Source organism: Nonlabens sp. Asnod3-H03 (assembly GCF_045063665.1).
Taxonomy (GTDB): domain Bacteria; phylum Bacteroidota; class Bacteroidia; order Flavobacteriales; family Flavobacteriaceae; genus Nonlabens; species Nonlabens ulvanivorans.
Map to the genome: position 1 here is coordinate 1,186,808 of NZ_JBEFOD010000008.1, position 15,146 is coordinate 1,201,953.

17 protein-coding genes, 1 tRNA gene and 1 pseudogene are annotated in these 15,146 nt (G+C 34.1%); 11 read left to right on the plus strand and 8 right to left on the minus strand.

Annotated features, from left to right (window positions below):
* The first annotated feature begins 15 nt into the window (after positions 1-15).
* From proS to rpsT, 3 genes are all read left to right on the plus strand, one after another.
* A complete protein-coding gene (gene proS / locus ACJJVI_RS08540) occupies positions 16-1,494 on the plus strand; it encodes a proline--tRNA ligase (RefSeq protein WP_405351450.1) in 1,479 nt (492 codons plus the stop codon).
* A gap of 86 nt (positions 1,495-1,580) precedes the next feature.
* A tRNA-Glu gene (locus ACJJVI_RS08545) sits at positions 1,581-1,652 on the plus strand.
* Positions 1,653-1,691: 39 nt separating this feature from the next.
* Complete coding sequence (gene rpsT, locus ACJJVI_RS08550) at positions 1,692-1,943, plus strand: 30S ribosomal protein S20 (protein ID WP_042271162.1); 252 nt, start codon at positions 1,692-1,694, stop codon at positions 1,941-1,943.
* Between the two features lie 244 nt (positions 1,944-2,187).
* On the opposite strand, the gene ACJJVI_RS08555 is transcribed toward rpsT, so the two are convergent.
* Together ACJJVI_RS08555 and rho are read right to left on the minus strand one after the other, a co-directional pair.
* A complete protein-coding gene (locus ACJJVI_RS08555) occupies positions 2,188-2,775 on the minus strand; it encodes a hypothetical protein (RefSeq protein WP_405351453.1) in 588 nt (195 codons plus the stop codon).
* Positions 2,776-2,946: 171 nt separating this feature from the next.
* Positions 2,947-4,641 carry a transcription termination factor Rho gene (gene rho / locus ACJJVI_RS08560; protein WP_348021797.1) on the minus strand — a complete coding sequence of 565 codons (1,695 nt, stop codon included), beginning with the start codon at positions 4,639-4,641 and terminating at the stop codon, positions 2,947-2,949.
* A 203-nt stretch (positions 4,642-4,844) separates the two neighbouring features.
* Here rho and ACJJVI_RS08565 point away from each other — a divergent pair, with 203 nt between their 5' ends.
* A complete protein-coding gene (locus ACJJVI_RS08565) occupies positions 4,845-5,255 on the plus strand; it encodes a DUF4293 domain-containing protein (RefSeq protein WP_042271164.1) in 411 nt (136 codons plus the stop codon).
* A gap of 110 nt (positions 5,256-5,365) precedes the next feature.
* Here the strand turns inward: ACJJVI_RS08565 and ACJJVI_RS08570 are convergent, their stop codons facing one another.
* Positions 5,366-5,857, minus strand: coding sequence for a metallophosphoesterase (locus ACJJVI_RS08570; protein WP_036581865.1), 492 nt, complete (start codon positions 5,855-5,857; stop codon positions 5,366-5,368).
* A 124-nt stretch (positions 5,858-5,981) separates the two neighbouring features.
* Between ACJJVI_RS08570 and truA the strand changes: the two genes are divergently transcribed.
* From truA to ACJJVI_RS08585, 3 genes are read left to right on the plus strand one after another with little or no spacing between them, the layout of a single operon-like run.
* Positions 5,982-6,737: a tRNA pseudouridine(38-40) synthase TruA gene (gene truA, locus ACJJVI_RS08575; RefSeq protein WP_042271167.1), complete on the plus strand. Its 756-nt coding sequence runs from the start codon at positions 5,982-5,984 to the stop codon at positions 6,735-6,737.
* Positions 6,734-7,195: a hypothetical protein gene (locus ACJJVI_RS08580; protein ID WP_042271171.1), complete on the plus strand. Its 462-nt coding sequence runs from the start codon at positions 6,734-6,736 to the stop codon at positions 7,193-7,195. Before truA ends, ACJJVI_RS08580 begins: the two co-directional genes overlap by 4 nt.
* A gap of 5 nt (positions 7,196-7,200) precedes the next feature.
* A complete protein-coding gene (locus ACJJVI_RS08585; RefSeq protein ID WP_042297349.1) occupies positions 7,201-8,982 on the plus strand; it encodes an ABC transporter ATP-binding protein in 1,782 nt (593 codons plus the stop codon).
* A 56-nt stretch (positions 8,983-9,038) separates the two neighbouring features.
* On the opposite strand, the gene ACJJVI_RS08590 is transcribed toward ACJJVI_RS08585, so the two are convergent.
* From ACJJVI_RS08590 to folP, 4 genes are read right to left on the minus strand one after another with little or no spacing between them, the layout of a single operon-like run.
* Positions 9,039-9,863, minus strand: a complete 825-nt coding sequence (locus ACJJVI_RS08590) for a DUF3667 domain-containing protein (protein WP_036581855.1) — start codon at positions 9,861-9,863, stop codon at positions 9,039-9,041.
* Positions 9,847-10,647, minus strand: a complete 801-nt coding sequence (locus ACJJVI_RS08595; protein WP_193743791.1) for a DUF3667 domain-containing protein — start codon at positions 10,645-10,647, stop codon at positions 9,847-9,849. The genes ACJJVI_RS08590 and ACJJVI_RS08595 overlap by 17 nt, the downstream gene beginning before the upstream one ends.
* Positions 10,644-11,420, minus strand: a complete 777-nt coding sequence (locus ACJJVI_RS08600) for a diadenylate cyclase (RefSeq protein WP_036581850.1) — start codon at positions 11,418-11,420, stop codon at positions 10,644-10,646. Before ACJJVI_RS08600 ends, ACJJVI_RS08595 begins: the two co-directional genes overlap by 4 nt.
* Before the next feature lie 27 nt (positions 11,421-11,447).
* On the minus strand, positions 11,448-12,278 hold the full coding sequence (folP, locus tag ACJJVI_RS08605) for a dihydropteroate synthase (protein WP_405351458.1): 831 nt from the start codon (positions 12,276-12,278) through the stop codon (positions 11,448-11,450).
* A gap of 56 nt (positions 12,279-12,334) precedes the next feature.
* On the opposite strand from folP, the gene ACJJVI_RS08610 reads away from it, so the two are divergent.
* On the plus strand, positions 12,335-12,871 hold the full coding sequence (locus ACJJVI_RS08610) for a DUF1599 domain-containing protein (protein ID WP_042248215.1): 537 nt from the start codon (positions 12,335-12,337) through the stop codon (positions 12,869-12,871).
* Between the two features lie 57 nt (positions 12,872-12,928).
* Here the strand turns inward: ACJJVI_RS08610 and ACJJVI_RS08615 are convergent, their stop codons facing one another.
* The gene (locus tag ACJJVI_RS08615; RefSeq protein WP_042271184.1) at positions 12,929-13,483 is read right to left on the minus strand and encodes a thioredoxin family protein; all 555 of its coding nucleotides are present in this window, start codon (positions 13,481-13,483) and stop codon (positions 12,929-12,931) included.
* Between the two features lie 148 nt (positions 13,484-13,631).
* Here ACJJVI_RS08615 and ACJJVI_RS08620 point away from each other — a divergent pair, with 148 nt between their 5' ends.
* The 3 genes and pseudogenes from ACJJVI_RS08620 to ACJJVI_RS08630 form a co-directional block, all read left to right on the plus strand.
* Entirely contained in the window at positions 13,632-13,931 is a 300-nt protein-coding gene (locus tag ACJJVI_RS08620) for a hypothetical protein (RefSeq protein ID WP_042297343.1), read from the plus strand.
* Positions 13,931-14,263 (plus strand): tRNA-binding protein, encoded by a 333-nt coding sequence (locus ACJJVI_RS08625; RefSeq protein ID WP_348021801.1) that lies wholly within the window; start codon positions 13,931-13,933, stop codon positions 14,261-14,263. Before ACJJVI_RS08620 ends, ACJJVI_RS08625 begins: the two co-directional genes overlap by 1 nt.
* Before the next feature lie 288 nt (positions 14,264-14,551).
* Positions 14,552-14,944 (plus strand): annotated as a pseudogene (locus ACJJVI_RS08630) (RtcB family protein); the annotation flags it as partial.
* Between the last annotated feature and the right edge of the window lie 202 nt (positions 14,945-15,146).

Genomic DNA, 15,146 nt, shown 5'->3' on the forward strand with positions numbered 1-15,146 from the left:
GCCAAAATAAAGTACATGGGAAAGAACTTAACCAGTAGAAGTGAAGACTATTCAAAATGGTATAATGAGCTAGTTGTAAAAGCAGATCTAGCAGAAAATAGTGCGGTTAGAGGATGTATGGTCATTAAACCGTATGGCTATGCAATATGGGAAAAGATGCAAGCAGAGTTGGATCGTATGTTTAAGGAAACAGGACATCAAAATGCTTACTTTCCACTTTTTGTTCCTAAAAGCCTTTTTGAAGCTGAAGAGAAAAATGCTGAAGGATTTGCAAAAGAATGTGCTGTTGTAACTCATTATAGGTTACAAAATGATCCTGATAATCCTGGTAAGTTAAGAGTTGATCCTGAGGCAAAACTTGAAGAAGAGTTAGTGGTAAGGCCTACAAGTGAGGCTATAATATGGAATACTTATAAAGGATGGATTCAATCTTATAGAGATTTACCATTACTTATTAATCAATGGGCTAATGTCGTAAGATGGGAAATGCGTACTAGATTATTTTTGCGTACAGCAGAGTTTTTATGGCAAGAAGGACATACGGCTCATGCAACCAGAGATGAGGCGATTGCTGAAGCAGAGCAGATGAATGATGTTTATGCAGAGTTTGCTCAAGACTTTATGGCGATACCAGTGGTCAAAGGGCTTAAGACTGAGAGTGAGCGTTTTGCTGGGGCAGACGAAACTTATTGTATTGAGGCTTTAATGCAGGATGGTAAAGCATTACAAGCAGGAACATCACATTTTCTGGGTCAAAATTTTGCTAAGGCTTTTGATGTGAAATTTACTTCAAATGAAGGTAAGCAAGAATATGTGTGGGCAACTTCTTGGGGTGTTTCCACACGTCTAATGGGTGCGCTTATCATGACTCACAGTGATGATAAAGGATTGGTTTTACCGCCAAACTTAGCGCCTAATCAAGTAGTTATTGTCCCTATTTTTAAAACAGAAGAGCAATTTGATGAGATTACAAATGTGGTAAATGGATTGATGAAATCTTTAAGATCAAAAGGTGTTACTGTGAAGTATGATAAGAGAGACACTTTAAGACCAGGTGCAAAATTTGCTCAGCATGAATTACAAGGTGTTCCGTTAAGAATCGCTATAGGAGCTAGAGATCTTGAGAATGGAACGGTGGAATTAGCGAGGCGAGATACCCTTTCTAAAGAGACAACTGCTATAGATGGTATAGAGGATAAAGTAGTGGGGCTTTTAGAAGAAATACAGTCGTCGTTATATAATCGAGCATTGGAGTATAAAGATACACATACTACCAAAGTGGATACTTTTGAAGAGTTTAAAGATGTGCTTGAGACTAAAGGTGGGTTTATTTCTGCGCATTGGGATGGAACAATTGAAACAGAAGATAAAATAAAAGAAATTACTAAAGCTACAATCAGGTGTGTGCCTTTAGATGCTGATAATGAGGAAGGTATTTGTGTTTTTAGCGGTAATAAATCTTTAAAAAGGGTGTTATTTGCAAAGGCTTATTAAAATTTTTTAAAAAAAGTTGCCTTTGATGTTTGCGAGATTGAAAAAAGTACTTATTTTTGCATCCGCTAAACGAGCAAAACATTAATGGCCCGTTCGTCTATCGGCTAGGACGCATGGTTTTCATCCATGTAAGAGGGGTTCGATTCCCCTACGGGCTACAACAAATTAGGTTTTAAAAAACCACATTTAGAAAGTATATGGCAAATCATAAAAGTGCTTTAAAAAGAATTAGAAGAAACGAAGTTGCTAGACTTAGAAATAAGTACCAGCACAAAACAACTCGTAATGCTATTAAAAAATTACGTGAGACTGAAGATAAGTCTGAGGCTCAGAAGCTTTATATAGAAGTTACTTCTATGGTAGATAAGCTTGCTAAGCGTAATATCATACATGATAACAAGGCTTCTAATATTAAGTCAAAACTTGCCAAGTTTGTTAATGCGTTATAGTATTTGCTACTTTTAAAATTTAAAGCCTTTCATTTATGAAAGGCTTTTTTGTTTTCTGTCAGTCAGAGGGATTTATATGTTTGTTATCAAAGTTGATCCTATTTAAAAAGTAATCCTATTCCTTATATTTTAGAGTGTTATTTTTATAAATACTTTTTAATTTTTTATGATAATGGTCTAAATAAAAAAAAGGTCATTCTGAACAGAACGACCTTTTTTAAGTTTAAGGAGTGTAAAACTATGTTTAATTATTCCCAGTATTTTTCTTGCGCTCATCCATTAATTGTCTACTTAATTGTTGCTCCTTTTCTAAAGATCTACGTTTATAACTTTCAAGTTCTTCTTCTGCAAGTTTTAAATTGGTCTGTGATACGTTGGTGATTTCATTGCTACTACGATATTTAAATATAAAAATAACGAGTGCTAATAGCAGTATGCCAATTATAGACCATAGTATTAAATTGTAAGTGACTTTGTCAAGCATAATACCGAATAAAGAAATAGAATCTTTTTCTTGGTCTATTTTTTCTAATTCAGCATCTTTTGATGTGATCTGATCTTCTAAAGCTATCGTTTTTTTATCTTTAGTTACTATTTGTTCTTCTAATACCTTTATAGAGTCCTTAAGGCCATCGATGCGCTTTACGGTCTGTTTTTTAAGTTCTTGAAGCTTACTTTGTTTAATTACTTTAAAATCTTGATAGCGATTTGCTTCGTCAATTGTTTGCTCAAATTTCGCTTTGATAGTTGTTATCTCTTGGATAGGTTCGTTTTCCTGAGCCAAGGCATTTAAACATAATAAAGAACTAAGTATTAATGTGGTGTGTTTCAATTTTTTGATTTTTAGGGTAAAATGCCCTTAAAAATAGTGATTATTTGTTTTTAATATCTAATCTATTAGTACTAATCCATTAGTTTGAAAGTTTACCCTTTTTACAAATGCATAAAAAAAAAGAGCTTATTAAATAATAAGCTCTTTTTTAAAAATTTGATTTGTTTATCGTTAGCTATTCATCGTAGCGATAAATTCTTCGTTATTGCGAGTTTGTCTCATTCTTTGAGAAATAAATTCCATGGCTTCAACAGCATTCATGTCAGCAAGATACTTTCTTAGAATCCACATGTGTTTGATAGCTTGTTCATCTAGTAGTAAGTCATCACGTCTTGTAGAAGAAGAAGTTAAGTCTATAGCTGGGAAAATACGTCTGTTTGATATATTACGATCTAATTGTAATTCCATATTACCTGTTCCTTTGAATTCTTCAAAGATAACCTCGTCCATTTTAGAGCCAGTTTCTGTTAATGCGGTAGCAATAATTGTTAATGATCCGCCGCCTTCAATGTTACGTGCTGCTCCAAAGAATCGTTTTGGCTTGTGTAATGCATTTGCATCTACACCACCAGATAATACTTTACCACTAGCAGGTTGGACAGTGTTATAAGCTCTAGCAAGACGTGTTATCGAGTCTAATAGAATCACAACATCGTGTCCACATTCTACCATACGTTTTGCTTTCTCTAAAACTATATTTGCCACCTTTACGTGATCATGAGCCTCTTTATCAAATGTGGAAGCAATGACCTCTCCATCAACATTACGTTGCATGTCCGTAACTTCTTCAGGGCGCTCATCAATAAGTAGAACTAGTTGGTAAACCTCTGGATTATTTGCTGCGATTGCATTTGCGATGTCTTTTAGTAACATCGTTTTACCAGTTTTAGGTTGCGCTACAATCATTCCACGTTGACCTTTACCGATAGGTGCAAAAAGATCCATTATTCGTGTTGAAAGGGATGATTGACGTTCTGCAATGTTAAACTTCTCATCAGGAAATAGAGGTGTTAAGTGTTCAAAAGACACGCGGTCTCTAACTACACTAGGATCTAATCCATTAATCTTAATGATTTTAATTAATGGAAAATATTTTTCTCCTTCTTTAGGAGGACGAACCATTCCTAATACGGTATCGCCAGTTTTAAGTCCAAAAAGGCGTACTTGCGATTGTGATACATAAATGTCATCTGGTGAAGCGAGGTAGTTATAGTCACTACTGCGCAAGAATCCATATCCATCAGGCATCATGTCTAAACATCCTTCACTTTCTATAATTCCGTCAAATTCAAAATCAGGATCACGATAGCGATTACGGGTATCTTTATTGCCTTTGGGAACGTTGTTTTGATTATTGTTGCGCTGATTTTTATTACGGCTATTACGATCATTTCTATCGTTGCGATCGCCGTTTTGATCATTGCGTTTATCGTTTTGAGAGTTCTTGGCCTTTTTGTCATTTGAGCGATCAGACTTCTCATTACGATTGTCGTTTTGCTTAGGACGTGGTGTGCGAGCCTCTTTTTTAGGAGAATCTTCTTTTTTATTAGTTTCCTCTTTATTAGAGTTTGTCTTGTTCTCTTTAGGTTCTGTTTTCTTTTCAGCCGTTTTTCTAGGTCTTGGATTGGGCTTGCGCTGTTGCTTAGGAGCTTCTTTTTTCTCAGCAACAGGTGCTTTTTCGACTGGAGCAGGTGTAGCTTCAACATCTAGTTTTTTCACCACATCTGGATTTGCGGCTTGAAGATCTAGTATTTTATATACGAGGTCTAATTTTCTGAGCTGCTTGTATTTAGGTACGTTAAGTCCTTTGGCTATTTCCTGTAATTCAGGTAGCTTTTTTGATTTTAAATCAGCGATTTGAAACATAAATTATAATGTGTGTGATATATCATTCTATAGATGAACCGAAAGAATAAGAAATTATTTTGGGGTTAGTTAACCTAGTAAGAGATGGTTAACCAATCGGTGATACAATAATACATATAAATATTAATATGGGCTATGCTTTTTTAAGGATATATATTATTTTTGGCAATAGTTAAGGAAAGCTAATAGCCTACTTTTATTTTATGATACAACGTATTCAAACCATTTATTTAATACTAGCAGCAGCTGTTTCTGGTGGTCTTATTTTTTTAGTGAGTTTATGGATTGATGGAGAAGGTAATGAAGTTGTGGCCATGGATGAGTCTAGCTATTTTGGTGCCTTTGTTGCTAGTGCGCTGTTATCACTAGTGGCTATATTTATTTACAATAACAGAAAGTTACAAACGGTAATTAACCGTCTTAATATTTTATTGAACCTTATTTTGCTAGGAGTTTTCGTTTATCGATTGCTAACTATGTCTGGAGAAACGGCGGTTTCTGAGAAAGGCATTGGGATGCTTTTACCTATCTTATCTATCGTTTTTTTAGTTCTGGCAAACAGAGCTATTCGTAGGGATGAGCAACTCGTAAAATCTGCAGATCGTTTTCGTTAAACACTGTATCTTAGTTTATTTAGTGAAAAACCTGCGAGGCGCCACCTTGCAGGTTTTTGTTTTTATGCTTTCGCGAAAGCGTCATTATTACCATCTGTACTCTTTCAATTTTAACGATCTTTCTCTATTAATTCTAAATTTGAAATCTTTCCCTCATTAATTTCAAACCGCAACATGGTGCGTTTCTTATGAAATCCATGTATGCCGATAGCTCCGGGATTGATATGAAGACAATTAATTTTTTTATCGTTGATTACTTTAAGAATGTGTGAGTGGCCACAAATAAATAGATCTGGTGGATTATTATAAATCTCTGGTCTTACTCGCTGGTTGTACCTGCCAGGATAACCACCTATGTGGGTAATCCATACGTCCATACCTTCACATTTAAAGCGATTATGTTCTGGGAACTGCATTCTTGCTTTATCATCATCAATATTTCCCCATACCGCACGTAGCGGTTTGATTGCTGCAATCTGATCAGTAACCTTTAAATCACCGATGTCGCCAGCGTGCCAGACCTCATCTGCTTGTTTTACATACTTAATGATGAAATCATCAATATGACTATGTGTATCTGAAAGAAGTAATATTTTCATAATTCAAAGATAGTGTGAGAATATGTGTTGATAGAGTTTTGTAATGGTTATACTTCCTGTCATTCTTAGGTCTTTACTGGTTATAAAACTGATTCATTATTCGGCATATCCACTTATCTTTGTATTGATGCAAGAGAAAAGACGTTATTTTATTGAGCTCGCTTATGATGGAACAGCTTATCATGGATGGCAACGACAACCACAAAGTATTTCTGTGCAAGAAGTCTTAGAAGATGGATTGAATAAAATGCTGAGAGAAAAAATAGCGGTTCAAGGTGCTGGTAGGACTGATGCTGGTGTGCACGCGGCATTTATGGTAGCCCATTTTGATTATAAAGGAGAAATAGATCTAGAACATCTAGTTTATAGATTAAATAGGTGGTTGCCTAAAGATATTGCTGTGTATGAAGTGAAACCTGTTGTAGAAAATGCACATGCGCGATTCCATGCTTATAAAAGATCCTATGAATATCATTTTTTATTAAGACCAGATCCTTTTCAGGTAATGCAGGCTTATGTCCTGTTTAGAAAACCTGATTTTAAATTAATGCAGGAAGCTGCAGCCATTTTACCAGAGTATAAAGATTTTGAATGTTTCTCAAGGTCTAATACTGATGTAAAGACTTATATCTGTGACCTAACAGAGGCCTATTTTGAATTTAAAGATCATAAAGTGATTTTTCATATCACCGCAAATAGATTTTTACGTAATATGGTTAGGGCAGTAGTTGGAACTTTATTAGATATCGGGTATGGTAAAAAAACAATTGAAGATTTGCACGAAATAATTGCTTCTAAAAATCGTAGTAACGCTGGCGCAAGTGCTCCTGCAGGAGGATTGTTTCTTACTAAAATTCATTATCCAGAGGAGCTGTTTTTATGAAAGGTAAAATTATATTTCAAGAAAAGCAACGTTTTACGCAGTGGTGGTTGTGGCTGATAATTATAGGTTTAGTAGTAGTCATAACGTTCCAATTTAATTGGGATGAAGATCTTCTAGGTCAACTCACTATTGATAAAGTTATGCCAAGTGTTATTATAGGTTTTATTTTGGTTTTATTTTTATCACTCACCTTGACAACGACAATAACGGACGATGAAATTACCGTTAGATATATTCCTTTTATTAAAAAGGTGTTTAAATGGTCTGAATTGTCAGAAGCACAAGTGATTGACTATGGTTTTGTAGGTGGATGGGGAATAAGATTATGGACTAATTATGGAACCGTTTACAATGTAACTGGCTCAAAAGGATTGCATATCAAAATGGCTGATCGTCAATATGTAATCGGTACACAAAAAGAAAAAGAATTGCAATCTAGTATTGCACATTTATTATAATAATTATGGCATCTACTACAGGTAATGCATTTAACTTTAAATTGTTTAAGAGGCTGATCTCTTATACAAAACCATATAAGACTACATATTATTTTGTAGCTGTTTCTGCTATTTTACTTTCAGGTCTTGCTATTGCAATGCCATATTTAATTAAAGTTTTAATAGATGACTACATTATCCCACAAGAATTAAGTGGTATTTATATAGTGATTTGTGTAATGATCGCTGCTCTGTTACTTGAGGTGTTATTACAATTTTCATTTATATTTTATGCAAACTGGTTAGGTCAACAGGTGATTAGAGATTTGAGGTTAAAGCTATTTAGTCACATGCTCAGTTTTAAAATGAAGTACTTTGATAAAAGTGCTGTCGGTAAATTGGTAACGAGAGCTGTAAGTGATATAGAGACTATAGCAAGTATTTTTTCACAAGGACTATTTGTGATTATATCTGATTTATTAAAAATGCTTGTAGTTCTTGTTTTTATGGGTATTTCTAGCTGGCAACTAACTTTAGTTTCTCTAATTGTAATGCCTTTTATACTTTATGCAACTCGGGTTTTTCAAAAGGCAATGAAAAAGGCATTTGAAGATGTGCGTAATCAGGTAAGTAATTTAAATTCATTTGTTCAAGAACGAGTAACTGGAATGAAAATCGTTCAGATTTTCAATCGTGAAAAAGTAGAGTACGACCAGTTTAAAGAAATTAATGATAAGCATCGTAATGCATGGGTTAAAACGGTGTGGTATAATTCTATATTCTTCCCTATTGCCGAAATGGCTTCAAGTATAACGATAGCACTAATTGTGTTTTTAGGTTTTAAGTTGATGGTTTCTAGTGAAACATTAGAAGATGCTAGTTTGCAAATAGGTACGATTGTAATGTTTATACAGCTAGCTCAAATGCTCTTTAGACCACTACGACAGATCGCAGATAAGTTTAACACGCTGCAAATGGGTATGGTGGCAGCAAATAGAGTATTTGGTATATTAGACACAGACTCTACTATTGAAAACACTGGTAATGTGCAGGCTAATCATCTTAAAGGTGAAATTGTTTTTGAAGACGTAAAATTTAGTTATGTTGATGATGAACTTGTACTCAAGGGTATTAGTTTTAAAGTTAATCCTGGAAACACCGTGGCTATTGTTGGGGCTACAGGTGCTGGTAAATCAACAATCATTAATTTGCTATCTAGGTTCTATGAGATAGATGCTGGCGATATTTTAATTGATGGTGTAAATACAAAGGACTATGATTTATACAGCTTGCGATCAGAAATTGCTGTGGTCCTTCAAGATGTTTTCCTGTTTGCAGACACGATACTTAATAACATTACACTCAACGATGTTAATATAACAGAAGATGACGTTGTAAATGCTGCTAAAGAAATAGGCGTCCATAAATTCATATCGTCATTACCTGGTGGATACCACTATAATGTCAAGGAGCGTGGCGTGATGTTAAGCTCTGGTCAGCGACAGTTAATCGCCTTTTTAAGGGCATATGTGTCTAATCCTAGTATTCTCGTATTAGATGAAGCAACAAGTTCTGTAGATGGTTATAGTGAGCAATTAATACAAGTTGCTACAGAAAAGATTACAAAGAACCGTACTTCAATAGTTATAGCTCATAGGCTGGCTACTATTAAAAAAGCCGATAAGATTATTGTGATGGATTCTGGTCAAATTGTTGAAATAGGATCGCATTTAGAACTTCTTCAAAAGGAAGATGGCTATTACAAAAATCTTTATGAGGTTCAATTTGCTCAAGAAGAGGTCGCATAATTTCAATTAGCTTGTTGTGAGTTCGCTTTCGCGAAAGCGTATTTGTAAATCTATTCTTAAGCTGGATTCACATATTTTTTATAAATAACAACAACTATTATAGTAATTATTATACCTGCTAAAAATGAAGTTATTGCAAGAGCAACCGATATCAGAATAGCGATAAGTGCTTTAAGGATAGCTTCTTGCCAGTTTAAATACATGCATTTTTTATAGCAATAAGTATTGTATATGAATAGCATTGGGTATGCCATCATGGACCACGCCATTAAAATATCTACGTTAATAAAACTCAATAATATTGATATAGGAGTTGTTACAATTACAAAATGACTATAAGTGTACATATGAAATACCAGATGCTCTGTAAAGTTGTATTTCTTGTTTTTCCAGAACGTAATACGTCCAATAAACGCAAGTATAGGTAAGGTCATGAAAATGATTAAGCCTTGATACTTAGTGACAAAATCAAAAACTTTACCATTCATTACATTGGTTTCGGCTATTCTTTCTTCAGTATAACCTAATGATCTGTAAAATTCATCGTTATTGGCAAGGCCTGCGGTTATGTCGATATTAAAAGTTTTCACAACAAACATATAGATACCACTCATGAAAATAGCGATAAAGACATATCGTATGGCGTCCACATAGTTCATGCGGGCACCTTTTATATATCCATTAATGACGTGGTGTGGTTTAGTGAATAGGTCTATGAAATTACGTCCAAATTTAGTATCTATTCCCAGATACATGTCTGCGACATCAGCACCTACATTGCGCATTGTGATACGTTTTTCAATCCATTTTGCACCACAGTCTGCACAGTATGATTTACCAGCATATACGAGACTTCTACAGTTTTTACAGTTGCGTTCCATTCAATTTGATATTAAGACCTTCTAGTAAATCAGGATAAAAAATAACTATTCCTGCAATTATAATCATACCTATGATTAAAGTGATGATGGACTGTACAATAAAGTAGAGGATGGTCATTAAGAAAGTTTTCCAAACCGTTTTCCAAAATGATAATTTAAATATCCTTTTATAGTACCAACCTATTAAAATAAAAGAGAAAATAGATAGAACCGAAGACATCTGAAAATAATTCAGAGATGTAATAATGATTACAGGCGTTAATAAGACCGTTATCAGATTTATTAATCCAAAAACATAGCCGAATAGCACAAGATGTTCTACAAAATTATATGACTTTTTATAAAATGTCACCCAGCCAGTTAATGCATAAAATGGGATGAATAATGAGGTTAATAGCCCCATATAGTCATAGAAATAGGAAAGGTGTTCTTCTGCGTTTTTTTCATTTGAAGATACTGTGTCAAACCCTAGTAATTCTGGGTAAAAGTTTTTAAGCACAAATATGTGAATTCCGAATAGCGTTAAACTAATAAAGAAGAAATTAATCACATTAACATACTTCTTGCGTTGTCCTGTGATATATCCATTTATAACATCTTCAGGATATCGGAATAGTGTAACACAAGTTTTAATAAAAACATTTTCAGTTCCTAAATAACGTTCAGTAAACTCTGCTGTGATTTTACGAGGTGTAAGTCTGTAGTCCAACCATTGTGCACCGCAATGCGGACAATAATTGAATTTACTAGAGTATCTGGTGGTACAATTTTTACAGGTTTTCACTCGAGATGTTTTTTTATCCTTACAGATAGGTCTTCTAAATTCTCAAAAGTTTCAAATTCAGCATTATTAATTAGAGAAATTTGACCGGTTTCTTCACTTACTGCAATAGCGATGGCATTACTTCTTTCAGTAACGCCTACTGCTGCACGATGACGTAATCCAAAACGTTGAGGGATACTTCTATTATCAGATACCGGTAAAATAACTCGAGTAGCAGTGATACGGTTGCCTTCAATGATCATGGCACCATCATGTAATGGCGAATTTTTAAAAAAGATACTTTTAATAATTGAAGTGTTCACTACGATATCTTGCTCATCACCAGTGTTTTTCACAAAATCTAGTGATCCATCTCTTTTAATTACTATTAATGCACCTGTAAACGTGTTAGACATCTCACCACAGGCCTTTACAATTTGATCTACAGCAGTATGATCTGTATCGATATCATCTTTAAAAAAGTGAAGCTGCTTTAAGAAACCTTTACGAGAAGTAAAATTTGTAGAGCCCAGCATTAATAAAAATTTTCTAATCTCTTGTTGAAATACAACAATCAAAGCAAAAACTCCGGCACCAGTAAAAGCACCTAAAGCACGACTAAGTAATTCCATTTTAAGCGTTTCTGTAATGCTATAAATGATATAGATAATCACTATCCCAATAAAAATGTTTATTGCAGGTGTGCCTTTTACCAGTCTATATAGATAAAAGGTTAGTGCTGCCACTAACAAAATATCTATAACGTCGAGAATTCTTAAATCTGGTAATTCCAATGGTATCGGTTTTTGTAAAAATAGAGTTTAATTTGATTCTAATATATGATATAGTTGAATCACTTCCATGGCTTCTTTAACATCGTGAACGCGTAAGATAGAAGCTTCTTGTTGTAGGCAGATCATATGTAAAGCACTAGTGCCGTTAAGTGCTTGCGATGCTTTAATGTCTAGTGTTTTGTATATCATGGACTTACGGGATATACCTGATAGGATAGGTACATCATGAAATTTTAATAGTCTTTGGTTTTTAAGTAAATGATAATTTTGATCAATTGTTTTTGCAAACCCATAGCCTGGATCAATAATAACATCATTAATACCTGCAGCCCTTGCGGTAGCAATGCGTTGGGAAAAATAAATATTAATATCTTTTATAAGGTTGTCATAATCAGTTAAAGACTTCATAGTTTGTGGCGTGCCACGCATGTGCATCATTATGTAAGGAATTTGATGATGAGCCACCGTTTCTATGACTTTTTCATCTAGCGTTCCAGCACTTATATCATTAACCATATTTGCGCCATGTTGTATTGCTTGGTCCATTACTTTAGCTCTGAAACTATCTATACTTATATTCAGATTATTAAATTCTTTACTCAATACTTCTAGCACCGGAATTACACGGTTCAACTCTTCGTCAACTGATATGTTGACTCCATCGGGTCTAGAACTATAACCACCTATATCTATAAATGTAGCGCCATCAGTTAACATTTTAGTGACCTGATTTAATATATCTGAGTCTGATTTTAATTTACCGCCATCATAAAAAGAATCTGGTGTCACATTAACAATACCCATCACGCGTGGTGTGGACAGGTCTATTAATCTACCGTTACAGTTGATGGTATGCATTAAATTATGGTTATTTAAAATTTAAAGCCGAAATTTACACAAAATATTATCCGTTTATGTCCCAGACCAGTCAGCAATATGATGCAGTAGTTACAACCTGTAGAGATCTTTTCTCAAAGAAAATGAAAGATTATGGTAGTGCATGGCGCATTTTAAGACTGCCATCGCTTACAGATCAGATTTTTATTAAAGCACAACGCATTAGAGGACTACAAACACTTGCAGAATCTAAAGTTGACGAAGGTCAGGAAAGTGAGTTTATAGGAATTATCAATTATTCTATCATGGCGCTAGTACAGCTAGAAAAAGGTGTGGTAGAGCAGCCTGATTTAACGTTAGAGCAATCTTTAGAATTATACGACCATCATGTAGCAGTTACTAAAAAGTTGATGATGGATAAAAATCATGATTATGGCGAGGCATGGCGAGATATGAGAGTAAGCTCGCTTACAGACTTAATTCTTCAAAAACTTTTAAGAGTAAAACAAATTGAAGATAATAAAGGTAAAACCATTGTCTCTGAAGGACTAGACGCAAATTATCAGGACATGATTAATTACGCCATTTTTGCGATGATTCATTTAGGTCAATAATTCAAAGCCTAAAGTTGCTGTATCAGGTGTCATCAACTTTAAAACGTGCAACCTTAATTAGATCCATTTAATACCACAACCCATACTAGGTTTTTGAACTGTAGGGACTTTTTTATTTCCCATTATGGCATCCATCGCTTCTCTTAAAGAACGTCCCGTTAATGGTATGCCATTTCCAGGTCTAGAATCGTCTAGTTGACCTCTATAAACCAGGAAGTCTTCACTATCAAAAAGATAAAAATCTGGAGTGCACGCCGCATCATATGCTTTTGCAACTTCTTGACTTTGGTCGTATAAATATGGAAAAGTATAATCGTTTTCCATAGCCGTTTTATACATCATATCTGGTGAATCTTGTGGATACCTTTCAATATCATTACTAGATATCGCTACAAATCCAAAACCAAGGATTCTGTAATCATTTGCCATTCTTACAATTTCTTCATTAACATGAATAACAAATGGACAGTGATTGCATATAAACATGACTACAGTTCCTCTTTTGCCTTTAATTTGATTAAAAGACAACATATCACCACTAATAGTATCCAGTAATTGAAATTGAGGTGCCTTTGTATTTAAAGGCAGCATGGTAGAAGGAGTTAGAGCCATTTAGTTTTTTATTATTAGTAGTATGAAAATGATTTTTGTTACGCTTTCGCGAAAGCGTAATTATAAAAAATAGCCATAAAAAGATTACTTAAAGTTTTTTTAAACCTGTGAAGATTGGTTTTAATTTTTTTAAATTTAAAATAAAAAGATGAAAAAAGGATACGACACAGTAACAGAAGCAGTAGAGGATTTACAGTCCAAAGGATACACGATAGATTTTGACTTGGTAGAAGATGGCGTGCATTCTAAACATTTAAAAAAAGAATGGAAGGCAGGCGATATAGAGGTTGTGCAATTTTTTAGATTTGAGGGAATGACTAATCCTGGTGATAATATGATATTGTATGCACTGGAATGTTCAGATGGTGAAAAAGGATTATTGTTAGATGCTTATGGAGCAGATGTTGCTATATCTCGTGAAATGATAGAGAAATTAAGAATGCATTAATGGAGATTTCTTGGAGCGATTTTGAAAAGATAGACATGCGAGTAGGAACTGTGCTTACGGTAAGTAATTTTCCAGAGGCTAGAAACCCTGCTTATCAATTACAAATTGACTTTGGTCCTTTAGGTATTAAAAAAACAAGTGCTCAAATCACAACGCGATATGATAAAAATGAACTGGTAGGAAAACAAGTCGTTGCTGTGATAAATTTCCCCAAGAAACAAATTGCAAATTTCATGAGTGAATGCCTTGTGTTAGGAGTAGTAGGAGATAATAAAGACGTGATACTTTTACAGCCGGATAGTAGTGCTCTTAATGGAGATCGTGTCCTATAATTTTTAATCTTATTATAAAAAAAGTTTTAACCAGCTGTAACGGCATCTGATTTTTAAGCTTAATCTAATGCAATCGTTCTATGATTTAAAGACCTTCAATCATGTAAATCCTTAATTTCAGAATGTTTTAAATAAGTAATTTCAAAAACATTTGATTTTTTCAAAGATGCATCATCTAATTCTTTCCAAATACTCTGTTTGAAATACAAGACCAGAATTAGATAGAAAAGCGATGTGTAAATCCTCTTTTTTGATTTATAAATTGGGATACGTTAAAATCATTAAACCACTGGCCTTCGATTGATACCGTTAAATATGTCAGAGCCTATCTTAATTGTCGAAGGAGATACTACAGATGATAATTTAGGATTTGCTCCTCATGGTGCAGGTAGAAATATGAGTCGATCTCAACATAAAAGAAACTTAGCTCATAAAACGAATGAACAAATTTTTGAAGAGGAGACAGAAGGATTAGATATTAGGTTTTATTCAAATGAAATTGATATATCTGAATTACCTAGTGCTTATAAAGACGCTGATTCTGTAAGAAGTCAAATGAGTGAATTTGGTTTAGGTAAAGTGATAGAGAAAGTGATGCCGTATGGTTGTATCATGGCAGGCGATGTCGATAAGAATGCCCCATGGAGAGTGAAAAGACGTCGTAAACAAAAAAGAAAATAATGTTTAAAAAGAAAGCTCTAACTATGGTTAGAGCTTTTTTAATTCATCTATTCAATACGCATAGTTGATGATTTTAAACTTCTATAAATGGTATTGCCATAGATTCTATAGTTTTTGAAGTATTGTACTTTTATATATTCTTGATTTGAATTTATTGTGAAATTAATTGAAATAGCCTGATAGTCGATTCCCATTATAAGAC